General features: G+C 72.2%; 16 protein-coding genes and 3 pseudogenes. 7 read left to right on the forward strand and 12 right to left on the reverse strand.

Annotated features, from left to right (window positions below; genetic code table 11):
- The gene (locus JD79_RS21710) at nt 1-1,008 is read right to left on the reverse strand and encodes a hypothetical protein (RefSeq protein ID WP_110007201.1); all 1,008 of its coding nucleotides are present in this window, start codon (nt 1,006-1,008) and stop codon (nt 1-3) included.
- Nucleotides 1,009-1,379: 371 nt separating this feature from the next.
- Between JD79_RS21710 and JD79_RS21715 the strand changes: the two genes are divergently transcribed.
- Both JD79_RS21715 and JD79_RS21720 read left to right on the forward strand, forming a co-directional pair.
- Complete coding sequence (locus JD79_RS21715; RefSeq protein ID WP_110007202.1) at nt 1,380-2,606, forward strand: lipase family protein; 1,227 nt, start codon at nt 1,380-1,382, stop codon at nt 2,604-2,606.
- Nucleotides 2,603-5,011, forward strand: a complete 2,409-nt coding sequence (locus JD79_RS21720) for a hypothetical protein (protein ID WP_110007203.1) — start codon at nt 2,603-2,605, stop codon at nt 5,009-5,011. Before JD79_RS21715 ends, JD79_RS21720 begins: the two co-directional genes overlap by 4 nt.
- A gap of 402 nt (nt 5,012-5,413) precedes the next feature.
- Here the strand turns inward: JD79_RS21720 and JD79_RS21725 are convergent.
- From JD79_RS21725 to JD79_RS21740, 4 genes and pseudogenes are all read right to left on the reverse strand, one after another.
- Nucleotides 5,414-5,944, reverse strand: a pseudogene (locus tag JD79_RS21725) (hypothetical protein); the annotation flags it as partial.
- A gap of 308 nt (nt 5,945-6,252) precedes the next feature.
- Complete coding sequence (locus JD79_RS21730; protein ID WP_170149308.1) at nt 6,253-6,780, reverse strand: hypothetical protein; 528 nt, start codon at nt 6,778-6,780, stop codon at nt 6,253-6,255.
- Between the two features lie 128 nt (nt 6,781-6,908).
- Entirely contained in the window at nt 6,909-7,097 is a 189-nt protein-coding gene (locus JD79_RS21735; RefSeq protein ID WP_110007205.1) for a hypothetical protein, read from the reverse strand.
- The gene (locus JD79_RS21740; RefSeq protein WP_245900278.1) at nt 7,094-7,681 is read right to left on the reverse strand and encodes a DUF6326 family protein; all 588 of its coding nucleotides are present in this window, start codon (nt 7,679-7,681) and stop codon (nt 7,094-7,096) included. The genes JD79_RS21735 and JD79_RS21740 overlap by 4 nt, the downstream gene beginning before the upstream one ends.
- Nucleotides 7,682-7,779: 98 nt before the next feature.
- On the opposite strand from JD79_RS21740, the gene JD79_RS21745 reads away from it, so the two are divergent.
- Both JD79_RS21745 and JD79_RS21750 read left to right on the forward strand, forming a co-directional pair.
- Nucleotides 7,780-8,925: a sensor histidine kinase gene (locus JD79_RS21745; protein ID WP_110007206.1), complete on the forward strand. Its 1,146-nt coding sequence runs from the start codon at nt 7,780-7,782 to the stop codon at nt 8,923-8,925.
- On the forward strand, nt 8,922-9,569 hold the full coding sequence (locus JD79_RS21750) for a response regulator (RefSeq protein WP_110007207.1): 648 nt from the start codon (nt 8,922-8,924) through the stop codon (nt 9,567-9,569). Before JD79_RS21745 ends, JD79_RS21750 begins: the two co-directional genes overlap by 4 nt.
- 74 nt (nt 9,570-9,643) lie before the next feature.
- On the opposite strand, the pseudogene JD79_RS23220 reads toward JD79_RS21750, so the two are convergent.
- The 4 genes and pseudogenes from JD79_RS23220 to JD79_RS21770 all read right to left on the reverse strand — a co-directional run.
- Nucleotides 9,644-9,811: pseudogene (locus JD79_RS23220) on the reverse strand (ISL3 family transposase); the annotation flags it as partial.
- A 103-nt stretch (nt 9,812-9,914) separates the two neighbouring features.
- The gene (locus JD79_RS24360) at nt 9,915-14,837 is read right to left on the reverse strand and encodes a multicopper oxidase domain-containing protein (RefSeq protein WP_110007209.1); all 4,923 of its coding nucleotides are present in this window, start codon (nt 14,835-14,837) and stop codon (nt 9,915-9,917) included.
- A gap of 37 nt (nt 14,838-14,874) precedes the next feature.
- A complete protein-coding gene (locus JD79_RS21765) occupies nt 14,875-15,606 on the reverse strand; it encodes a DUF2182 domain-containing protein (protein WP_170149309.1) in 732 nt (243 codons plus the stop codon).
- A 253-nt stretch (nt 15,607-15,859) separates the two neighbouring features.
- Nucleotides 15,860-16,495: a DUF1326 domain-containing protein gene (locus tag JD79_RS21770; protein ID WP_110007211.1), complete on the reverse strand. Its 636-nt coding sequence runs from the start codon at nt 16,493-16,495 to the stop codon at nt 15,860-15,862.
- Nucleotides 16,496-17,065: 570 nt separating this feature from the next.
- On the opposite strand from JD79_RS21770, the gene JD79_RS21775 reads away from it, so the two are divergent.
- Nucleotides 17,066-17,950: an SDR family NAD(P)-dependent oxidoreductase gene (locus JD79_RS21775; RefSeq protein ID WP_245900279.1), complete on the forward strand. Its 885-nt coding sequence runs from the start codon at nt 17,066-17,068 to the stop codon at nt 17,948-17,950.
- 22 nt (nt 17,951-17,972) lie between these two features.
- On the opposite strand, the gene JD79_RS24415 is transcribed toward JD79_RS21775, so the two are convergent.
- Nucleotides 17,973-18,929 carry a M55 family metallopeptidase gene (locus tag JD79_RS24415; RefSeq protein WP_342767685.1) on the reverse strand — a complete coding sequence of 319 codons (957 nt, stop codon included), beginning with the start codon at nt 18,927-18,929 and terminating at the stop codon, nt 17,973-17,975.
- Between JD79_RS24415 and JD79_RS24420 the strand changes: the two are divergent.
- Together JD79_RS24420 and JD79_RS21790 are read left to right on the forward strand one after the other, a co-directional pair.
- Nucleotides 18,831-20,141 (forward strand): annotated as a pseudogene (locus JD79_RS24420) (FAD-binding oxidoreductase); the annotation flags it as partial. The gene JD79_RS24415 and the pseudogene JD79_RS24420 overlap by 99 nt on opposite strands.
- An 85-nt stretch (nt 20,142-20,226) precedes the next feature.
- Nucleotides 20,227-21,111: an alpha/beta fold hydrolase gene (locus JD79_RS21790; protein ID WP_110007213.1), complete on the forward strand. Its 885-nt coding sequence runs from the start codon at nt 20,227-20,229 to the stop codon at nt 21,109-21,111.
- Between the two features lie 35 nt (nt 21,112-21,146).
- Here the strand turns inward: JD79_RS21790 and JD79_RS21795 are convergent, their stop codons facing one another.
- Together JD79_RS21795 and JD79_RS21800 are read right to left on the reverse strand one after the other, a co-directional pair.
- A complete protein-coding gene (locus JD79_RS21795; protein ID WP_110007214.1) occupies nt 21,147-21,689 on the reverse strand; it encodes a DUF4396 domain-containing protein in 543 nt (180 codons plus the stop codon).
- A gap of 121 nt (nt 21,690-21,810) precedes the next feature.
- Nucleotides 21,811-22,812 carry a sigma-70 family RNA polymerase sigma factor gene (locus tag JD79_RS21800; RefSeq protein WP_110007958.1) on the reverse strand — a complete coding sequence of 334 codons (1,002 nt, stop codon included), beginning with the start codon at nt 22,810-22,812 and terminating at the stop codon, nt 21,811-21,813.
- Nucleotides 22,813-22,816 lie beyond the last annotated feature (4 nt).

Here is a 22,816-nt window from a genome sequence, read left to right on the forward strand (position 1 = left end):
TCAGAAGCGCGGCTGTCGATGGCCGGCGTCCGTTCCACCTCGGCCCTCCCTGTGCTGGGCTGGGGATCGTTGGGGCGACCAGGGCGTGGTAGATCCGCTCGGCGACTTCCGCATCGTCGAGGTAACCGCTGATTCCGTGCCGATTACGCGTCCGGTTCCGCACGTCCCGCTTGTTCTCGATCGCCGGCGTGGCGGGATTGAGCGGAAGATGTGTGGGGTTGAGGGGTGGAGTGCGACCACGTCGCGCTCGTCCTGGGCGTTGAACCACCGCGACACGACGGATGGGCAGCGCAGCGGCAAGGAGCTGTGAGTGGTCTTGCGGATCTCGGTCACCGCGAGTGGCGATCCGCGCGTGACCAAGAGCGGAATCTGCCATCCGCGCTGATCGCCCCGCTGCCTCAGCAGGTTGTACGCCATGACGGTGCCGAGGGAATGGGCGACGACGACGGTTTCGGCACCGTCGGCGGATGCGCCTCCCACACCGCTGTCGATGTCCTCGCGGATAGCCGGGTTCTTCAGATACTGATAGACATCTCGGGTGATGAGCGCGATGCTGGTTACGCTTTTGTGCTGGACAAACCGGTCCACCGCACGCAGGATCGCCTGGAACCATTCCCAGTTCTGCGGCCCACGTTCCACCACGTCCTGGCCAGCCGCCTCGGCGAGCTGAGTGTCGGAGATGCCAGCGTGCTGCCAGATCTCCAGCACGGCGCGGGTGAAACGCTGCTCGTCGTCGTCCGCGCCGTCGCCCCGCACCACGATGTCGGCCGCGGCGTGAGCGGATCGCCCGTCCACGAGGTCGTACAGCGTGTCTCCGTAGAAGGGGAACCGCACGTCCGTCTCGGGGATCGGCTTGGCGAAAGACTCGTCGGTCAGCCCCTGCAAGAGAGCCCAAGCGTGCATGCGGTGCGCCCCAGCTGCCGCATCGTTGAGCCTCTGGAGGTCGCCGGTCCGGTCGACCCCGACGAAGACACCGGCCCGGATCACGTCGATCTCCCCCGCCGACATGACGCGGTGGATCGCCTAGCGACGACCTTGGAGCGGTGATCATCGCCCCGAAAGGGAACACACTCGGCAACCATGCGACTTCCCTCGGCACTCGCATACGTCCCTCATGAGAGGGGGGCGTCCTCCCGGCTCATCCAGGACAGTCGGGCTAGACAGGGACAGGATCGCCCGCGTGTGTCACTACATCGTCACCACCTCGTCACCAGGCCCTGCGACGACGTCTGAAGTGACCCCCGTCAGGCGGACGCCTTCGACCTCTGTGGTGAGCGGCTGACTCCACGACGATCGGGCCGAGGCGTGCCGGGACCCAAGGCTCTGGTCCGCCGAGTCACCCGTCACAAGAATTTCACACCCGCGGAGGGAGAACCGGCATGACCGGAAAGCTGCTGTTTGTCCACGGAACCGGCGTCCGCGACGTCTCCGCCTCGGTCCGCAACATCAAGGACGGGGTGGAGAAAGTGTTGGGCTGGGGCGCGGAGCAGGTGCACGCCGTCGAGTGGGGGAAAGCCGTCGGCCCGCAGCCCCTCGACATCGGACCCGCCCTGCCGCCGGAGGACACCCGTGGAGAAGGGCTCGAGGATGAGGACCCCGCGGCGCTGTGGGACCTTCTGCTTGCGGATCCCTATGCGGAGCTGCGCATCCTCGCCGAGGTTCCCGCGCCGGCGATGGGCGGCGGCGACGACCTAGGACTTGAGGAGGACCTGGCCAGCGTCGTGCTAAGCGCACGCCTCAAAGACCTCACCTTGGACGACGAGACGCTGGCCACCGCCGGCCTCAGCCGCGCCGCCGTCAACGAAGCGCGTGACGAGCTGGCGGAGGCGAACATGCTGGCGCAGGCGGCCGATCGGATAGGGGACCCCGACGACGGCGACCTCGTTACCGCCACGGCCGACGCCCTGGTCGCCATCGCCCTGGCGCCCGGGGTCGACCTGCCGGCTGAAAGCGAAGAGCCGGAACCGCGTGCGCTTTACGACGGCGCGGCGCGGGAGGCGCTCGTGCAGGCGATTGAGCAGCAGCTCTCGCCTACGATGGGTCTTGGCGGCGCGCTGATGCGGCGGATCGTCGGGCCGATCGCGACTCGCATGGCGATGCGCAAGCGCGTCACGTACATGAAGCCACTCAGTGACTTTATCCGCGACGTCGCCTTCTACATCCAGCGCGGCGAGCAGGTGCGTGGGTACCTCGCCAGCGAGCTGCGTCAGCACGGCACTGGAGAGCCCGTCGTTCTGCTTGGGCACAGCCTCGGCGGGATCGCGGCGGTCGACCTCCTCGCCGATCCGACGGTGATGAGCGGGCCGGATCCGCTGAACGTGGACCTGCTCGTGACGGTCGGGTCGCAGGCGCCGTACCTATACCTGCTTGACGCGTTAAGCTCGTTAAGCCCTCGGTCGCCTAACCGGGTGCAACCCTTTTCACCATGGCTGAACATTTATAACCGCGAGGACCTCCTGTCGTTCTGCGCCGAGGGCGTCTTCGTTAACGCGGCCGGTGTACACGACGAGCCCGTCGACGCCGACGTGCCGTTCCCCATGTCGCACAGCGCATACTGGACCGTGGACCGGACGTACGAGCTGATCCGCGAGCAGCTGCGGCGATGAACGAGGCCGCCGAAACCTGGGCGTTGCTAATCGGCATCGACGCCTACCTTCACGTCCGGAAGCTCACCGGCGCGGTCCGCGATACGGTCCAAGCAGTGGGCTGGTTGCGCCGGCTCGGCGTCCCAGATGCGCAGATTCTCCTGCACGCGGCCCCGACCGCCGAATCGAAGGCAGAGCTCATCGCCCTCGGCCTGCCCGTGCTCGGTTGCACCGAACCTGAAATCTGGCCCTCCTTTGAGACACTCGGCCACAATCAGGGCAAGCGCCTGTTCGTCTTTTTCTGCGGGCACGGCCTCTACGAGCCAGTCCGGGGGCGGGTCTTTCTAACCCAGGAGGCGCGCAAGGGTCTCAGGAAAAACTTGGGCATCGATTGGTACGCCCGGTACCTGCGGGGCCTGCCCTACCGCAGGCAATTCCTGGTGATGGACGGCTGCCTCAACTATCCGTACTCGCAGGCGGAGCGGACGCGCTTCGTCCCCGGTCAGCCGTCGTCCGTCGAGCCGGACCCGCCGCGTGCCGACGTTCTGCAGGTGTTCTGCTATGCGGCCGCGATGAGCCAGCGCGCCGTCGAAAAGGACGGTCACGGCCTGTTCCTACATACGCTCCTCAAGACGCTAGACCTCGACGACCCCGATCGGCTGTGCCTCGACATCGACGAAACCAGCGGGGTGTACCGGCTGAACCTGGACCAGGCAGTGACGAAGGTGGTCGCGCCCACAGTCACTCAGATCGCCAAGCAGCAGAGACGCGACCAGTCGCCGGGTTACCAGATGCTCAGCGAGGGCGCCACGCCACCAGCGCTGCCGGTGGTCGAAATTGTGCCGACCCGTCGCGCGCGGGTGCGCGTGACCGTGGATCCCGCGGATGCAGCCGCCGACGTGAAGCAGCTCATGCTGTGGTCGGACGACACCGCCTGGCGGCGGGAACTGCCGATCCCGCCATCCAAGTCGGTGCAGGTTCCCTACGAGAGCGTCATCCCTGCGGGACTGCCGGTGGCCGTGCGCTGCAGGGTCCCCGCCGGGGGTAGATGGGCGCAACCCGCCCAGGAGGAGTTTGTCGCGGACCGAGACTTCGAGGTGCTGTTCCAGCTCGAGCCTCCTGCGCCGCCGCCCGCGGGCCCGGACACGGTCGTCAGCGTACAGACCGTCGGCAGCGGCGGCGACGTCATCGGAGGCATGTCAGCGGCCGCGTACAAGGCGGTCGAGCAGCTTCTGACCGGCAATCAGGCGAACGTTTCGCTCGTGCGCCATGAAAGCGGGCCGGTCCTGCATAGTCATCCCGGCTTCCTCGCCAGCCTTGCCCCGCTGGCCTACCGGATGGCCGACGCCATTAACCGCACGACCTCGCGAGACGTCGGCGTGGTTGTGCGCCACCCGGCCACCACGCCCCTGTCCACCGCTGTCGCGCTTCCGCTGACCGAGGCCGCATCCAAGCGCCTGGCCGGGCTGCTCGTGCACGAGGACGTCGTCTCGATGTGCGATCAGCATCTGTCCCTAGACCGACTTGTGTGGTCTCCGTTCGTAGCGGTTGACCCCGGGCCGGTCACCGTCCAGCTCAGCCTGCCGTGGGGGTCTTGGGTTCACCGGGTTGTGGTCCGCCCCGGAAGCACAGAGACGGTGGTGCTGCCGGAAAGCATCGGCACGGAGCCGCTACGGGTGCGATTGCTTGCGCCCGACGCCGGGGCGGGGTCTGAGGATCCGCCGCGTTCGCTGGTCTCCGCCAGGCGCAGCCCCGTCACCGGCCGGATGCGGAGCGGGACGGACGTCGTGGGGGACATACGCCCCACCGAGCCATTAGGCGCCTCCTGGCGCGGCAGGTGGTCGCAGGGCAGCAGCGGAGGCGTCCGTTGGGCGACGTACTGCACGGTAAGTGCATCGCGCGGGCAATTCTCATTCCCGATCAACGAGCACGGCGCACTTGCGGTACATCTCGGTCGGTCACCTCGAGTCGAGCCGCTGTCGCGGACCCCGTCGGCACACTGGGACCGCCTCATTTCGGCGGGACGGCTTGAGGAACTGGGTGAGGAGGAGGCCACGCGCTTAACCGACGACAAGTGGTCAGCCCCGCTACTCGGCTTGGCAGGCGCCTACGCCTGCTACGCGCAGCGGCGCGACGACTACTTGCGTACCGTCCTCGGCAACCTCGGCGGGCTCGACGGCGGGTTGCCCGACCTTCCCCTGCTAGAGGCAGCGGTGGACCAGCGTCAGGGACGCGTCCGCGCTGAGGTGCGAGGGGAGCTTGAACGGCTCGCCAGGGCGCGGGCCGTGCCAGTTTTCCGGTGGGGCGTCGCTATTGGAGTCACCGCAGCACAGCACTACCACTTGCCCTCTCTGGCCGACTGGCTGGCCCGTGTAGACGCCCGCCTCGTCCCCACCTCGACGTGGACCCTCTGGCGGGACGGCTAGCCGGCGGAGGAGGCCCCAAGGACATTGGGCGGAGGGTTTGTCGCCGTTCAGGGTGGTCGAGCCACACCTGAAGGACGAGACACCCGGCCGAGTCTGAAATGGTCTGACGGATCCTCGCGAGGTGCGCTACCTGTAGGAGTGCGGCAGACAGGGTCCGCACGCTCAAACTCACGAAGCCTGACTGCCGGCGCCCGCACACCACCCACCGCCCGCTGAACTCTAAGGCACGCAGAAGGCACGCCCCGTGGCCTTGTAGCCGTCTGACCAGCAGAGAAGTGCGTCGGGAGCCAGCGCCTTCCAAGCTGGCCATGCCGGTTCGATCCCGGTCACCCGCTCCATGTCTTGACCAGCCCAGATGCCCGTTTGCGCAGCTCAGCCGCGCGGCGCTGCTCCTTCCGTACCTCAACGGTGCTGACCCGTGTTGACCGCTGACCACCGGCTTTGGCCGGTGCTCGGGGCACGGAAGGGCACGGAAGGGCACGGCCTCGAGAAGCCCAGTCCGCAGACACAGTTGGAGCGCTCCGACCCACGTGGGCGCCCCCATCTCTTCGGCTCTGCTCCCAAGTGTGCGCTGACACGACCGGGCGTGGTGTGACCGGTTTCGCTCGCGGGCTGTACCGGTTCCGCAGCGCGGAGAGGCCCTGCGCCGCCTCGCGGACGACCCATATCGACACGGGCCCCGTCCCATAGAAACGGTGACAGTTCGCCGCCTGTAGGCGCCTCGGCGACCGGGCGTGTAAGGGTGCGCGCCCAGGTGTGCCGCTTCTCGCCGACCGTGAGGTCGCCAGGTAGTCCGCTGGACTGCAGCAGCACGCCGATGTGTGCCCGGACCCGGGCGCGCTCGGTGAGCGGATTCGCGCCGAGGATGCGGACCGAGCCTCCGTCGGCGGTGGCCAGGCCTTCGACCAGTTCGAGCACGGAGGTCTTGCCGGCGCCGTTGACGCCCGTAAGTGCGAAGACCTCTCCGGGATGGAGGGTGAGGGAGACGCCGCGGACGGCCTCGAAGCTGCCTACCGGCGGTGGCGGCCGACGACCTCCACGGCGAAGTCGCGATCCACTGACTCAGGAGTGGGCACGAGTTGCCTCCGCCGGGACGATGCGAGCCGGTGATCGTGGAGAAGGCGCTGTTCGAAGGTGTCGCTGAGGCCGGCGCGCGCGACAGGTGCCGGAACTCATCGGGTGCGTCGAGCGGCCCACCGATGGACCGTGACGTGCCAGGACGCAGAGGCCCGCGTCGGCGGTCACGGCGCACTCCCCGTGCCGCGCAGCCGGTCGAGCAGCCGCCGGACTCCCCCGGCAGGCACTTCCTCCGGCCAGTCCGGCACCGGCGCGCCATCCGGCACGATCGTGGCTAGCACCAGGGGACGGACGTCGACCGGCTCGACGCCCAGTGAGGCGAGGGCGCGGGCCGACGCGGTGCCCGGCTCCAGCACGGTCAGCCACAGCTCGCCGGTGCCCAGCTTCAGGCCTGGTCGCAGCCGCCTGCTGCGCACCAGCGGACGCCACTTCGCGGTGAACTGCCGCGCGGCCCGGCGGAACTCGGCCGATGGCTCCGGCGTCGACCGGCTGCTCCGCGCCTCGTGGTCGCCGTCCTCCTGGGTCCGTCCGGAGGGGGCGCCCAGAGCGGTGCGGATCGCGGCCTCGGTCAGTTGAGGATGGTCGAGAGTCACGGTCGCGGTGACCGCGTCCGCGGTCCGCAACAGGCCCAGGAGGACGTGCCCGGTCTCGTACGTCGTCGCGCCCAGGCGTCGGGCCTCATCCGCTGCCACGTGCAGAGCCTCTGCAGCGGGGGCGTCGTAGAGCAGCATGGCGGCTTCCTCTCGTGGGTCGGGATGAGTCGTCTCGACGGACTCCACCGAGTTCCCGCACGACGTGCATGGAGGTGCAGTGGGGGATCTCAGGGCCGGTGGACGACCGACCGGCGCCGGCTCCAGGCTGCGACCAGGGGCATCCACACCCGTGCCACCGCACCGCTCACCGTCGTGGCGAGCATCGTCGCGGCCGAGAAGCCGCTGAGGGCCAGCGCGGTGACCGTGCCCGCGGGTGGCGCGAGCGGAGGATGGTCGGGCGTGGGGCGGGCAGTCACGCCTGCTGCGGTGTGCGGAGTGCCTCGTTGTCGAGGCCGGCTGCCGGGGTCGCCGGTGATGCGGTGCGGCGTGGCCAGGTCCAGGCGGAGCGCAGGATGAAGGCCAGGATCAGCACCTCGAGTCCGATGGAGAGGCCGTAGAAGTAGGAGTAGCTCCAGGACTCGCCCACCGCGTTGTACGCCGCGACGGGGATCTGTACCGAAGCCACGATGAGGTTCGCGGTGCGGTTCACACGGGCGGGTAGCGTCATCGACAGGACGACCATGAGGATCGGGATCGCCATGAGCGTGAGCCCGATGGCGAGAAACGTCGGGCCGGCGTCGTACTCGTGGACGATTCCGGCCAGGATGTCGTCGACGACGCCGGGCTTGAAGAAGTTGAGGATGTCCACGTAGACGTACAGGAACATGAAGCTCGTCCATGCTGCTGCGAGTTTGGCCTGCACGGGCAAGCGCCGATCTTCCAGCGCGCTGTTGATCGGCGGATTCTCCCGTGCGGTGTGGGATCGAGGCGTTCTCATCACATTGCTCCTTGGCTCGATCAGGTGGGCGCTGCCACCTTCACGGATGTCGACGGCGGACACATCAGCCCCGGAGCCTGATCCGACCTGGCCGTTGGCACAGCCGAGCTCTCGTGCTTTCGGCGGATACACCGAGCACGCGGGCTGCCTAGGCTGATCAGATGGCCACCAGCGCACTCCGCTCGCTGTGGGCCGAACCTCGACCACCGAATGCCCCGGACCGGGGGCCGCGGGACTGGGCCTTGGTCGCAGCACTGGTCGGCTGGTCCGTGGTGGAACTGGTGCTTCGCCGGGACCTGATGCCGCGCCCGCTGCTGCTGCTCTACACGCTCGCGGTCCTCGGCCCGCTGCTGTGGCGACGCACGCACCCGCTCGTCGCGGTCGCGGTCTCCTTCGGCACGTTGACGATCGTCGACACCGTCCGGATCCTCACCGGGTCGCAGGGCACCCCGCTGAACAGCACGTCGGGGCTGCTGATCCTGGCCTACGCCCTGTTCCGGTGGGGCTCCGGTCGGGAAGCCGCAGGCGGCCTCGGCGTCATCCTGCTCTGGCTGCCCGTCACCCACCTGGCCGACTACACGAGCCTGTGGGAGGCGGTCGCAGGGTACGGGTTCTTCCTGTTCGCCGCCGCGCTCGGTGCCGCGATCCGCTATCGGACGAAGAGCCGCATCCGTGACATCGATCGAGCCAAGGCCCGCGAACGTGAACAGCTGGCGCGCGAGCTCCACGACACCGTCGCCCACCACGTGTCGGGTATCGCCATCCAGGCCCAAGCCGGACGTGCGATCGCGGCCTCCCACCCCGAGCGTGCCGTCGAGGCGCTGGCCGTCATCGAGGACGCAGCGACCCGCACCCTCACCGAGCTGCGCGCCATCGTCGGCGTGCTGCGCGCCACACGGGACACCGAGTTCGCGCCGCAGCCCGGCGTGGCCGAGGTCGAGGAGCTCGCCACCGATGGCCAGACGCGTCCCTGCGTCGAGGTGACTCTCTCCGGCGAGTTCGACGACCTCAGCCCGGCGGTCGAGGCCGCGATCTACCGCCTGGCCCAGGAGTCCGTCACCAACGCTCGACGGCACGCCCGCCACGCGACCCAGGTCACCGTCGCCGTCACAGGCGACGCCGATCGGGTACGGCTGACCATCGACGACGACGGCTCCGCCGCCGGCGGCCGCGCCACAGCGGGCTACGGCCTGGTGGGCATGCGGGAACGCGCCTCACTGCTCGGCGGCACCTTCCACGCAGGCCCCGCCGCCGAGCGGGGCTGGCGGGTGGAGGCGGTCCTGCCCCGAACCGGGACGCCACGATGAGCATCAGGGTCCTCATCGCCGACGACCAGCCCATCGTGCGCACCGGGCTGACGATGCTGCTCGACGCCCAACCCGACATCGACGTGGTCGGCGCGGCCGCCGACGGGCGCGAGGCAGTCCGCTTGGCGCTCCAGCTGCGCCCCGACGTCGGCCTGTTCGACATCCGGATGCCGCTGATGGACGGCATCGAAGCCACCCGACGCCTCGCCGGCCCGGACGTCACCGACCCCCTGCCGATCGTGGTCATCACCACGTTCGACCTCGACGAGTACGTCCACGGGGCGCTCAGAGCCGGCGCCCGCGGGTTCCTGCTCAAGGACGCCGGACCCGCCCTGCTGACCCAGGCCATCTACGCCGCCGCCGACGGAGACGCACTGATCACACCCAGCGTGACCGTCAGACTGCTCGCAGCGTTCGCCCGCGGGCAGACCTCACCACCGAGACAGCCGATGGAACCGCTCACCGCCCGCGAGGAGGAGATCCTCGTGCCTGTCGCCCAGGGCCGCACCAACAGCGAGATCGCCAGCGAGCTCCACATCACCCCGAGCACCGTCAAGGCCCACCTCGCCAGCCTCATGCGCAAGCTCGGCGCCCGGAACCGCGTCGAGGTCGCCATGTGGGCCCACGAGACCGGCCGCATCTGACGCCGCACAGGGTCCCGCCGCCGTTCGTCGCAACGCCCCACAGCGTCACGAAGTGGCCTGTAGCCCGTACGGGATCATCGCCATCCAGGGTGCCTTCGCGGTCTGGACTCGCCGGTCTTCAGCAGGCTCCTGGCGATGTAGCTCGTGAGGTTGCGGAGGCCGAGGGCTGAGCCGCGCAGGTCTTCCAGGCGCCGGTCAATGGAGGACGGCGTAGGCGGAGCCGAGCTGGTTCCGCAGCGGTCGGGGCGAGGGCATGCCAGGAGCGAGGCCTGGCAGCCAAGCAGGCTCACCTGCCCGGCTGACCGCTCGACGGAGCCGGCCTCACCGGTCGCGAGTCGCCGTCGCTCACGTACGCCGTCTCCCCACCTCGGTCCCGAGGAGCCTGGCGAGCTGGTCCCGGACCGTGCCGACGGCCTCGGCCCACCCCCGGACCCCTGGCCGCTCGACTCGCAGGATGCCCCAGATGCCCTGTTCGAGGGCCCACTTCAGGACACCGGTGCGGTAGGCGTGGTCCCCGCTGCGGGTCGCGGTGAGCTCGATGTCGTGGACGGTGGCGGCGGTCAACCCGGACAGGGACCCGAGCCAGTCGACCGAGCGGCCGTCGCGCACCCACGGCGCGGCCGGCCAGGCCAGCCCGTGCAGGGTGAAGGTGTGGTTGCGCGGCTTGTCGGCGGCGCCGACGAGCCGGAGCCAGAGCGTGTCGCCCACGCGGGCGGCCCAGACCGGGGTCGGTGGCCGGGAGCGGGCCATGCCGGTCGGGTGGTGGACGACCGCGCTGCCGTAGCCGACCCCCTTCTGCCCCGAGTCCTCCGCCTCGACGTCGATCTCCACGTCGGGGACGGGCACCAGCGGGTTGCCGGCGACGAAGTGCCGCATGCCGTCCCGGACGAAGAGGACCTGCTCGTTGGCGAGCGTCTCCCCGCCTCTGCGCAGCAGCACGTGGGTGCCGGACCACCGTTCCGCCCCCGTCCTCGGGTGCACGGGCACGAGGTCGCGGGGCTCGACGACGACCGCGCCGACGAGCCCGTGGTGCGGGTGGTTGCGGACGTCGGCCGTGTCGTGCAGGTAGCAGACCTGTCCCATGGACCCCGCCGGCGCCAGCCCGTCGTCGGCGTACCACCAGTACTCGCGCCAGTTCGGCCCCGAGGCACCGTGGCGGTGGTCGGCCCGGTCGACGACGATCCCCGCCTGGGGGTCGGCCGCCATCTCGTGCCCGTGGTCGTCCCGCACCGCCAGGGGCGCGACCGTGCTGTCCCGGTTGAACCCGACGTGGGACCCGTCGTCGGAGACGACGTCGTAGCCGAGCAGGCAGGCGTGCAGGGAGACCCGGGGGCTCACGGTCCGCACCCGCTCGTCGAGCGGTACCCGCGGCGGGAGGAGCTCGGGCCCGAACCGCGGCAGGTAGGGGTCCACCTCGTCCTCGGGGAGGAGGACCTCGTTGAGCAGGGTGACCCTGATCCACTCGCCGGGGTGGGCACGGAGGACCAGCGGCTCCCCCGTGTCGTGCACACCGACGGCCCGCCGGTCGCCGCGCGCGGCGCCCGGCCCGGCCGCGACCGGCTCGCTTCGGTCGGCCCGCTGGTAGACGAGGCCCCAGGGGTCGGTGAGGGCCGTGCCGTCGTAGCGGATCTCGCGCCGCCGGGCGACGACGACGTAGTCGCGGACCGGGCCGGCGTACGTCCCGTCGGGTCGGCGGTGTGGCCGTGGCGGCACCGGCCGCTGGCGGAGGAGTGCATGGCGGTCCCCGTGCAGCGACCGCACGTCGGCGAGTCGGCCCACCGTCGGGGGCAGGGCCCGGATCAGGCCCCAGCAGCCCAGCCAGGTGTCGTCGATGGCGGCGAAGCGCCACAGGTGGTCCCCCGGGCCGTAGGACCGCTCGTCCCCGAGCGCCGGAACCTCGACGGTGAAGGCCTCGGAGATGCCGATGGTCTGCTGGTCGACGAGGGTGGACTCCGGCACCAGCCAGTCCCTGCGCCAGCGCAGGCCGTGCAGCACGAAGCTGTGCTGCTCCTCGTGGGAACCCTGGACCAGCCGCAGGCGCAGCCGCTCCCCCGGGTAGGTGGAGATGACCGGGGTGGCGGGGTCGCCGTCCTCACGCCCCCACTGCCCGTGCCGGTCCGCTCCGTCCGCGCGCGGCTGCGCCCGGTCGCCGGCCGGCTGCCCTGCCGCCGGGTCGTTGCGGTCCTCGTCCTCGCGGCTGCGGCTGCTGAACCACCGGGAGGGGTCCTCGCCGCGCTTGGTGAGCGGTTCGCAGCGGTAGTTGACGGCCATGGCGCCGGGATCGTCGTCCCCACCCAGTTCCCCGGGCGGGTTGAGCGGATCGCCGTGCTCGTCGAAGAGCGGCACGAAGTCGGCCACGGCCAGGCAGGCCTCCCGGAAGGCCGGGAACCGCCGGCCATCCGGGCCGGGTGCGATGACCGCCTGACTCCCGGTCCAGGCATCGGTGGGCGCGTCCGCCGCCGGGTCCCAGGTGTGCGGGGTGAGCCAGCGGGAGCCGTGCGGTTCGACGTTGAGGGCGGCGAACAAACCGTGTTTCTGCCGGTAGTTGGCCAGCAGGTGGTCGTGGAAGAAGCAAGGGCCGAACTCCTCGTCGACCACCCACCGGTGGAACCCGACGTTGGGCGGGAGCTGGCGGGGTCCTGCCTCGGGCAGGCCGAGGACCGGGTCGTCGCAACTTGTCCCGGACAGGTAGTTCCACCCGGTCGAGGAGCCGTCGGCGGCCAGGACGTCGAACTTGGTCAGGTGCACGTGGAGGGCGCACTCGACCGGGAGCTGCGCGTGGTCGAAGGCATCCGGCGGCAGGCCCTGGAGACCATTGGTGAACCGGGACTCGAGGACGTCGCCCTGGTTGGCCCGGGTGTAGAGCGGCTCGATGGCGTCCGGCTCGGTGGGAGGTCCGGGAACCGCCTGCGGTACGCCGTCGACGGTCGCGCCCTTGAGGACGTAGTGGTGCCCGTGCGGGTCGTGCCAGCCGTACGGGTTGTACCGCACCGGCTTCTCCCGTACCTCGATGTCGTGCTGCACGAGCCGGGTCCCCGGCAGCCCGGCCCGCTGGTTCCACGTCGCGGCCAGTGTGTCGAGGTCGATGAAGAAGGAACCCGGCTTGCCGGCGCACCCCGGATCGCCGGCGGCCTCCTCTGCGGCGCTGGCCCGGATGCCGTAGAGCAGGCGGCGGCGGCCGACCACGTGCTCGTCCTCCCACGCCGGCGGGGGTGGCGCCTTCTGCGGGAAGGTGGCGTCGACGAACCAGGGGAAGCCCAACCGGTCGGCGTCGGGTGGACGGCCGGGCAGCGGCTGCAGCCCGGCGCACGGGGCGCCGTCCGGCAGCAGCCGGCGGCCGTCCACGAGCTGGTCGAAGCTGCGCCACAGCCCCCACATGCCGTGGTGGAAGTGGGGGTAGAGGTGGCAGTGCCAGATGATGTCGCCGACGGCGCGCTGCCGGCTGCCGGACCCGTAGAGCGGGTCGATGGTGATGGCCGTCTGCGGGCCGATGGTGATGGCGTCGAGCAGCTGTGAGCCGGCCGCCTCGCCGGGGAGGGCGGTGTCGGTGGCGACGGCGCGCCACTGGTGCACGTGCAGGTGGAAGACGTGGGTCTCCTTGACCCCGCCGTGCACGAGGCGCACGCGCGCCGGGTCACCGGCGTAGGCGCGGACCACCGGGATGGCCGGGTCCCCGAACAGCCAGGAGCTGTGGTGCTGCTCCTCCCCGGCGACGTACTCCAGCCAGCGGCCGTCGCGCCGGGCGGTGCGGAAGACCTCGCCGAGTTCCGTGTCGTACTCGACGCCGACGGCCTGCAGGTCGACCCCCGTGTCGCTGAGGCGGCCCGGGGTCGGCTGCTCGGCGAGCCGGCGCATCCGGTGAGGCAGCCGGTTGGGCATGGGCTCGGCCCGGTAGGAGATCGGCATCACGGTGTGGTCGACGTCGCCCACGTGGAAGGCGCTGTGCACCTCCGGCTCGTCGTGGAAGAAGATCGTGAACTCCCGGTGGCTGACCAGGGTGGTGTGCAGGTCGACGTACTCGTCCGCCGCGAGCGCCTGCTCCCCGGGGACGCGGATGTCCACGTCGAGCCCGTCCCCGTAGGGCGACCGGGTCAGGTCCTCACCCGTCTCGGGGTCGTGCCAGCGGACACCCGGCGGCTCCACCACGAGGGCCCCGAAGAGTCCGTGCGCGTTGGTGCCGGCCTGGGTCCCGCGCAGGTCGGCCAGGTCGTTGAAGTACCAGACGCCCTGCCGGCCGGCGTTCCAGAGGAAGGTCCGGCACCCGCCGGGGCGCACCGTGCTGGGGTCGTTGACCCCCACCGCGGCCCCGTCGTCGTGCCGGACACCGCGGGCGAGGCCGGTGGAGATGCCGTCGCCCTGCAGGTGCAGGCCCACCCGGCGCCCGCGGACGGAGTTCTGCAGCCGGATGCGCACGGTCTCGCCCTCGTGGGCACGGAGGACCAGCGGCCGGACCAGCGGAACCGGCTTCATCGGGTTGAACCGGGTGTAGCGCCGCACCCGGTCCTGCTCGTCGAGGAGTTCCCGGTCCGCGCCGGCGGCGCGGGCGCGCCGCCAGTCGTCGTCGGCGTGGTCGTTGAGCAGCAGCCGCCGCACGCGCTCCGCCGGCAGCCCGCTGGCGGCCGACAGGCGGTCGGCGTCGAAGCGGCGGAGGGGGTCGGCCTCGACCCGCTCGAACCACGCCTCGATCCCCCGCCGGCCGTTCTCGAGGGCCAGCCGCCAGCGCTTGAGCAGGTCGGCGACGTCGGGCCGGCCGGTCTCCGGGTCGACCGGCAGGGCACGAACCTGCCCGTCGGTGAGCAGGTCCAGCAGCGTGGCGATGCGGTCGACGAGCCCCCGCACGTGGCGCTCGATGCTCTGCACCCGCGGCGAGGCGCCCCGGCGCGGGCCCTCGTCACCGTCGGGGGCGGCGCGGGATCGGCCCTGGTGGACCCGGAGCTCCTGCAGCACCTCCCGGTCGATCAGCGCGTCCTCGGCCGTCTCCTCGTACTCCTCGTCCAGCGTCCGGGCCACCCGCCGGTCGTCGTGTCGGTGCCCGAGGACGGTCTCCTCGTAGCGCCGCAGGTCGTCGACGAGCACCTGGATGCGCTGCGTGCGCAGGTGCAGTCGCGGGAGGTATCCGTCCTCGTCCTCCCAGCGCGCCCGGACCCAGTCCAGCAGCGGCCGGTGCGCCTCGAGGGCGTAGAGCAACCCGTTCGGGTCGTGGTCCCCGTCGACGTTGTAGACGATCGGCATCGACGTCGCGACGACGTCGTACGAGCGGGAAGCCATGACCAGCACCTCGATCGGAGCAGGAGAACCGGGACGGTCAGGACGCGGTGCTGAGGAGCACCAGGCCCAGGAGGACGGCGGCCACGCCGGTCGGGCGGACGAGCCGGAGGCCCGTGCGGGTGGTGCGCTCGGCGGCCATGACGACGGCCAGCGGCACCATGGTCGCGAGGTGGGCCGTTCCCCCCGCGAGGCACACGGCCATCAGCGCCCAGCAGCACCCCACGCAGGACGCGCCGTAGGCGACACCGATGGTGGCGGCCTCGACCGCCGGCCGGCGCTCGCCGTGCCAGTGAGCGACCGCGAAGGTGCGCGGACTGCGGCAGGCGGTGAGGCACCGGCGCTTGAGCGGGGAGAGCTGAAAGGCACCGGCGAGGACCAAGACCCCACCGACGAGAACCTGGGGAGCGGGTCGCCACGCCTCTGCCGCCACGGCCGAGAACAGGGCCTCGCCGGCCACGAACAGCACGCCGACGGCCATCCACACGGCGATGAACGCGCCGGCCCCGGACGCGACCAGCAGGTGCTGGGTGCGGTGCCGGGCTGCCAGTCGCTGCAGCATCCGTAGGAGAGGCAACGCAGGGGGCAGCATCATGGCCACGACCATGAGCCCCCACCCGGCCAGTGCCGCCGACGGCGACCAGCCGGCCCCCGGCGACCAGGAGTGCCCTCCGTGCACGTGCCCCCGGTGCCCGGCACCGTTCCACTGGTCGATCAGGTACAACGCGAGCCAGGCGCCGCCGGCAGCCACCAGGACACCGACGGGCAGCACCGGCCGTTCGGTCCAGGGCGAGCGCCCCGTACGACCGGGCACGGGATGTGTCGCGGCCATGCTCATCCCGGCCCGGTGCCGGACTCGGCGCGGTCGGCGGGACCCGAGTAGCGGAACCTGCCTCGCATGGCGGACCGGCGCTCGGCGTCCACATAGCCGGCCGGTAGCGCCGGGAGGTTCAGCCGGAAACGGGTCGCGGTCATCGCGGTCACCGATCCGACCGCGGCGAGCTCCTTGTGCAGGGCCGTGCGGTTCAGGGAGAGCGGTGCAGCTCCGGACGTTGCACCGTCTTCCTCGCCATCGGACGCGGTTGCCGCGCCGGCCGGGAGATCGAAGACGAGGTCCGTCCCGTCCGCCTCGAAGGTCGGCGTGTCGCTCGTCGTGGACTCGGTGGGGTGTCGGGCGTCGTCGACCCCTCGCTTCTCGTGGACCCGGATGCACCAGCGGCCGTCCTTCCCCCGGCCCCCTCACCCTCGACCCGGATCTCCGCCGGGGACACCGACAGCACCGCTCCCATCACCTCGGACAGATCCGCCAGGGGTCCCCGGGGCGCACCGAACGCCCGCTCGAGGGCGTCGTAGGCGTCCTCCCGGTGGACGACGTCGTCCACGTCGACGAAGAGCACGGAGTAGCGCCCCCCGTCGGGGTCGCGTCGCCGGCCGTTGTGGGTGGAGATGCTGACGACACGGGCCCCTCCGACATCGACGAGGCCATCGACACCGCTGACCCGGCCGTGGTCGATCACCCAGGCGAACAGACCTGTGCAGTGGTCGTCATCGGGGTCGTCGTCGACCCAGCAGGGACAGAGCGACTCGCAATCGCAGGTCTCGATGAACCATCCCTCGAGCACATCCGTATGCAGCTGGGTCCCGGAACCGGTGGTGGTCATCTGCTGCGCCCATCCCCTTGCCCCATGGCCACCGCAGCACCGAGAGATCGGATCCTGCGCGGCGTTCCCTACCGGGGTCGCGGAGTCGCTGGCCCGTGACCTGGAGCATCGGGCCGGGCCGTCACCGCTCCGTCACCACCTGTTCGTCATCGACGAACTCCGCCTGCTGATCGCCTGCGCCCGCACCGCCGTGGAGCGCGGACACGGAGCCCGCCACTGAGGCAATCGGAAGGCACGAATGCCGCCCTTCGAGCCCCTGACCGGGAACGGCATCGCTCAGAGGATCAGGCCTTCCACGCTGGCCATGCCGGTTCGATCCCGGTCACCCGCTCTCCGCGTTCCGTGATCCGACCGGGCTGTCGGCCGCGACGTCGCGGGCGCGTCGAGGACCGTCACGAGTCGTCACGTCCTTGCCACGGCCCGGCGGACCACGCCGCCCGACGGCTGTGAGCGGTGACCGGCCGACCGCTCGAGCGGCGCGGTGCTGGTCCTGAGCCGGGCGGCGAGCCAGGCTGGTCGGCGCGGAGGACGTGGACGGAGCCGGGCAGCCGGAGGTGGGCCGTGCCGCGCGTGGCGATCGTGACCGGTGGGACCTCGGGGATCGGACGGGCGCTGAGCGCGGCCCTGGTGCGCCGGGGCGACCGGGTCGTCCTCACGGGCACCGAGGACGCGGCCGCGGTGCAGGTCGCGGAGCAGCTCACCGCGAGCGGACCGGGCGCGGCCTCGGCAGCCGCCCTGGACGTGCGTGACGCGGCGGCGGTCGATGCCCTCGTGGCGGACACCGCAGCGCGGTACGGCCGGCTGGACCTGCTGTTCAACAACGCCGGCGTGGGCATCGGCGGCCCCGTCGAGGAGTTGTCCCTGGCCCACTGGGACAGGGCCGTCGACGTCAACCTGCGGGGCGTGGTGCACGGCGTGCGCGCCGCCTACCCGGTGATGGTGCGGCAGGGACACGGGCACATCGTCAACACCGCGTCCGCGGCCGGGCTCCTGCCGAACCCCGGGTTCGCTCCCTACGCGATGACGAAGTGGGGGGTGGTCGGGCTCTCGTTGGCCCTGCGCGGGGAGGCCGCTCACCGTGGCGTGCGCGTGTCCGTGGTCTGCCCCGGTGGCGTGGACACCCCGATGCTGGACAAGGGGATGCCCCCGGATCTCCCGCGGGTCCCCACCGTGGAGGCGCTCGACGCCCGCACGGTGATCACGAAGCTGAGCGGGGGCCGCCTGTACGACCCCGGTGCTCTGGCCGCCGACGTCCTGCGCGGGGTGGACCGGGACCGGGCGATCATCGTCGCCCCTCGGCAGGCGCGGGTCGCGTGGCGGCTGATGCGCCTGTCGCCGTCGCTGTTCATGCGTCTGGCACGGCTGGTGGCCGCCCGCGACGCCGACCTCCGGTCGGCCACCGGCGGAGCGGTGCCTCCGTCGGAGCCCCTCGGGAGCACGCCCTCGACGGACTGACGTCCCGTGGCGCGGCACCGTCTCAGTCCGCGAGCCCGCGGGTGAGCAGCACGACGGTGACGAACGTCCGGTAGAGCTCGACGGGGTCCGCGTCGGTGACGCGGACGTCGACGGCGCCGGCGCGTTCCACGCCGGCGATGCGGCACGCCATCTCCGCCAGGTCCGCGTTGCGGACGGTGATCTCCAGGGTGGCCGGGAGCTCGATCTGCGGCAGTCGCGCCGCGGAGAGGCCCCGCAGAGCGGCGGCGGCACGGGACCGGATGAGCGCGCAGGCCTCGTCCGGGTGCAGGCTCTCGGCCGCGAACCGCGTCACCGACCGCTTGACGACGGCGGCCTCGATCCCCGGGCACACCGCGCGGGCCTCCTCGGCGGTGGTGTCGTCGCCGGTGACCAGCACGACCGGGACGCCGTGGCCCAGCGCCACGAGCGCGTTGAGACCCGACTCCCCCACCTCGACGCCGTTCAGCCGCACGCGGGCGATCGCCGCCGGGTTGTAGGTGTGCGACAGCACCGAGGACGGGCCGCCCATCGAGCCGTGGTAGCTGACGAGGAAGACGGCGTCGAAGGACGCGTCCAGCCCCTCCATCATGTACGCCGGCTTGTGCCGGCCCGACAGGTAGCGGGCGCCGCCGAGCAGCTCGCCGGGCCGCAGGTTCTGCATCGACGAGTGCGAGTCGTTGACGAGGAACTCCGTCGCGCCGGCGTCCATCGCCCCGGCGATCGCCGCGTTGACCTCGTCCTGCAGCAGGCGCCGGTAGTACTCGTACTCCGCCCCGGGACCGCGGCACTGTCCCCAGTCGACGACACCGGCGGTGCCCTCCATGTCGGAGGAGAGGTAGACCTTCACCGGCCCATCCTCGGCGGGGTGTTTCCTGTCCGGGTGACCACCCTCTCCACCGGGGTCGTCGGGGCCCTGCTGGCCGCCCTGCCCGCCGACCGCGTCCTGCTCGACGACGACGTCCTCGCCTCCTACCGGCACGACGAGGCCGAGTGGGCGCCGGCCGGGCGGCCGCTGGCCGTCGTCCGCCCGCGCGAGGCCCGGGAGGTCCAGGCCGCCGTCCGGGCGTGCCTCGGGCACCGGGTGCCGGTGGTGACCCGCGGCGCCGGGACCGGCCTGTCCGGCGGCGCCAACGCCGTCGACGGCTGCGTCGTCGTCTCCACCGAGGCCATGCGCGAGATCCGGGTGATCGACCCGGTCGAGCGCTACGCCGTCGTCCAGCCCGGCGTGGTCAACGACGACCTGCGGGCCGCCTGCGCCGCGCGGGGCCTCTGGTACCCGCCGGACCCGGCCAGCGCCCCCTGGTCGACCATCGGCGGCAACGTGGCCACCAACGCAGGCGGGCTGTGCTGCGTGAAGTACGGCGTCACCCGCGACTACGTGCTCGAGCTCGAGGTGGTCACCGGCACCGGCGAGCTGGTGCGGCTGGGCCGGCGGACGGCCAAGGGCGTCGTCGGCTACGACCTGGTCGGGCTCATGGTGGGCTCGGAGGGCACGCTCGGGATCGTCACCGAGGTCACCGTGCGGCTGCGCCCGGCCCGCCCCGCCGAGCGGACCGTCGTCGGGTACTTCGCCTCCGTGGTCGACGCCGGGCGCGCGGTGGAGGCGATCGGCGCCGCGGGGATCGTGCCGTCGGCGCTGGAGCTGGTCGACCGGCACTGCCTGGCCGCCGTCGACGCGTGGAAGAACACGGGCCTGTCGGTCGACGCCGACGTCGTCCTCCTCGGCCGCGCCGACGCCCCGGGCGAGGCCGGCGACGCCGAGGCCGCCGGCATGCTGCGCTGCTTCGAGGACGCCGGCGCCACCTGGGCCGCCGCCTCCACCGACGCCGAGGAGGCCGAGGCGCTGTTCACCGCCCGCCGGCTGGCCTATCCGGCCGTCGAGCGGCTGGGGCCGGTGCTCACCGAGGACGTGTGCGTGCCCAAGGCCGCCGTCCCGGAGATGCTGGCCCGGATCGAGGCGGCGGCGCAGCGCAACGACGTCCTGATCGCCAACATCGCACACGCTGGCGACGGCAACCTGCACCCGCTGCTGATCACCCCGCCCGGCGACGACGCGGCGCGCGAGCGGGCGCAGGTGGCGTTCACCGAGATCATGGCCGACGCCGTGGACCTCGGCGGGACGGTGACCGGCGAGCACGGCGTCGGCCTGCTCAAGCGCTCCGGGCTGGCGCTGGAGCAGAGCCCGGCGGTGGTCGCCATGCAGCGCGCGGTGAAGGCCGCCCTCGACCCGCACGGCATCCTCAACCCCGCAAGGTCCTGCCCGACGAGGTGCCGGCGTGAGCGCGCCGCAGGCCGTCGAGGTCGCGCGGCCCGGCGGTCGCACCGTGCACGTGCGGCGCCGGCCGGGCAGCACGCCGCCGGTGCTGGCGGTGCACGGGCTGAGCAGCACCGGCGGGCTGTGGGAGTGGGTGCTCGAGGAGGCGCCCGACCTGGACCTGGTCGCCCCCGACCTCAGCGGCCGCGGGCTGAGCACGCCCCGCTCCGACGTCTCCACGATGGCCGGGCACGCCGAGGACCAGCTGGCGGTCCTCGACGCCCTCGGCCTGGAGCGGGTCGACGTCGTGGGCATGTCGCTCGGGGCGTTCATCGCCGTCCAGCTGGCGGCCGCGCACCCCGACCGAATGCGCACCCTGACCCTGCTCGACGGCGGCGTGCCCGTGGTCCGGCGCCCCACCGGCCGCGACCAGCTCGAGGCCGCCTTCGCCGACCGGCTCGGCCGGCTGGCCACCGACTGGCCCGACCTCGCCACCTACGCCGGGTACCTGGTGGCGACCACCGCGCCGCTGCTCGACCCCACCGACCCCCTGCTGGCCCGCTGCCTCGCCCGCGACCTCGAGCGCGGGGCCGACGGCGGCCGGGTGCGGCTGGACGGCCGGGTCCTGGTCGACGACGCCGCCGACGTCTTCCTCACCGACGCCGCCGCCGCGGCGCTGGCCGCGCTGCGGGTGCCGACCCAGCTGCTCTACGCGGAGTGGAGCGCGGGCGCCGGGACGCCGCCGGCCTGCACGACCGACGAGGTGGCCGCGGTGGTCGCCGCGCACGGGTCGCTCGTGCAGGCCGAGCTGCTGCCCGGCCACGACCACGCCGGTGTGGTCGTGACGCGGACCGGCGCCGCGGCGTCGGTGGCGGCGCTGCGCCGCTCGCTGGCCCGCGCCGCCTGACCCCGGGGCCGGATCCGCCGTCACCGGATCCGCCGTCAGTGGTACGCGTGCACGACGGCGTGGCCGAGGCCTCGCCCCATGAGCCAGCGGTTGACCGGCAGGGTGACGACGAAGGCCACCGCGAGGGCGGCGGCCAGCGACAGCCAGAACAGCGCCGAGGACAGCCCCGCCTCCATGGCGCCGGGCACGCCGACCAGGACGGCGTTGTCGACGAGCTCCATGACGGCGATGGAGACGGTGTCAGCCGCCAGCGCCACCCGGAGCGCCGCGCGGAACGTCAGGCCGGCGCGCAGGACGCCACGCATCGTGAGGGCGTAGCCGAAGACGAAGGCCAGCGCGACGGCCAGGACGACGGTGGCCGCCATGGACCAGCCGAGTGCGGTGCCGATCACCACGCCGAGCACCTCGCCGATGGCGCAGCCGGTGAGGCAGTGCAGCGTCGCCTGGGCGGCCGTGCCCCAGGAGACCCGGCCGGCCGCGGGGCGCCCGTGGTGGTGACCGGTGCCGGCAGGACCGCCGGGGTCGTGACCGGTGTGGGGATCGGGTGTGTGCACCTGGTGGGTGTGCTCGGTGTTCATGATGCCTCCTTCGTGGACGACGTCCGGTATACCCCCCAGGGGTACCTGGCGCAACCCCCGGACGCCCCACCGCCTCCCGTCCCGGGCGGGGAGGGAGGCGGTGGGGTGAGCCGGTGGAGGATCAGCCGGCAGCGGGCTCCGCGTCCGGCGTCGCCGGCAGGCCGAGCCGGGCGAACAGGTCGTTGTCCAGGTCGAGGAAGCTCGTCTGGTGCCGGATGCGGCCGTCCTCGATCTCCAGGACGTGCAGCGCCCACGGCGCGTGTCCGCCGTCGGGCGTCGGCCGCCACTGGGCGACCGCCGGGCAGCCGTTGGCCTCGGTGAGCAGCACCCGGGAGTTGCGGCACCCGCTGCCGGGGCCGAGCATCCAGGTGCCGATGTCGGCGGCACTGCCCAGCCACATCTCGAACGGCGGCATGTGCTGGGTCGCGTCCTCGTGCAGGAGGGCGACGAAGGCGTCGATGTCGTAGCGCTCGAAGGCGTCGACGTAGCGGGCCAGCAGGTCGCGGTGGTCGGCGTCGAGGGGCCGCTCCTCCGGGGTGCCGCCCATCGCCGCCAGCGTGGCGCGCGCCCGCTGCAGGGCGCTGTTGACCGAGGCGACCGTGGTCTCGAGCAGGACGGCGACCTCGTCGGCGTGCCAGCGCAGCACGTCGCGCAGCAGCAGCACGGCGCGCTGCCGCGGCGGCAGGTGCTGCAGCGCGGCCACGAAGGCCAGCCGCACCGACTCGCGGGCCACCGCGCGCTCGGCCGGGTCGCCGTCCTCGGGCAGGACCGCACGGTCGAGGACCGGCTCGACCCACGCCTCGGCCGGCCGCTTGGCCGCCAGGGACGCCTCGACCGGTGACCACGGCGAGCCGGACAGGTCCATCGGCAGCGCCCGGCGCTGCCGGCCCGACAGCTGGTCGAGGCAGACGTTGGTGGCGATCCGGTACAGCCAGGACCGCAGCGACGAGCGGCCCTCGAACGAGCCGAAGCTCTTCCAGGCGCGGACCAGGGTCTCCTGCACCGCGTCGTCGGCGTCGAAGGACGACCCGAGCATCCGGTAGCAGTAGCCGGTCAGCTCCCTCCGGTGCTCGAGCAACCGCGGGTCGAGCCCGTCGGCCACCCCGCTCAGCACGCTGGTCACGCGG

Source organism: Geodermatophilus normandii (assembly GCF_003182485.1).
In the GTDB taxonomy this organism is placed as follows: Bacteria; Actinomycetota; Actinomycetes; order Mycobacteriales; family Geodermatophilaceae; genus Geodermatophilus; species Geodermatophilus normandii.

Coding starts and splice junctions, on each gene's coding strand:
- JD79_RS21710 (WP_110007201.1), bottom strand. CDS start 1,008: ATGTCGGCGGGGGAGATCGACGTGATCCGGGCCGGTGTCTTCGTCGGG.
- JD79_RS21715 (WP_110007202.1), top strand. CDS start 1,380: ATGACCGGAAAGCTGCTGTTTGTCCACGGAACCGGCGTCCGCGACGTC.
- JD79_RS21720 (WP_110007203.1), top strand. CDS start 2,603: ATGAACGAGGCCGCCGAAACCTGGGCGTTGCTAATCGGCATCGACGCC.
- JD79_RS21745 (WP_110007206.1), top strand. CDS start 7,780: ATGGCCACCAGCGCACTCCGCTCGCTGTGGGCCGAACCTCGACCACCG.
- JD79_RS21750 (WP_110007207.1), top strand. CDS start 8,922: ATGAGCATCAGGGTCCTCATCGCCGACGACCAGCCCATCGTGCGCACC.
- JD79_RS24360 (WP_110007209.1), bottom strand. CDS start 14,837: ATGGCTTCCCGCTCGTACGACGTCGTCGCGACGTCGATGCCGATCGTC.
- JD79_RS21770 (WP_110007211.1), bottom strand. CDS start 16,495: ATGACCACCACCGGTTCCGGGACCCAGCTGCATACGGATGTGCTCGAG.
- JD79_RS21795 (WP_110007214.1), bottom strand. CDS start 21,689: ATGAACACCGAGCACACCCACCAGGTGCACACACCCGATCCCCACACC.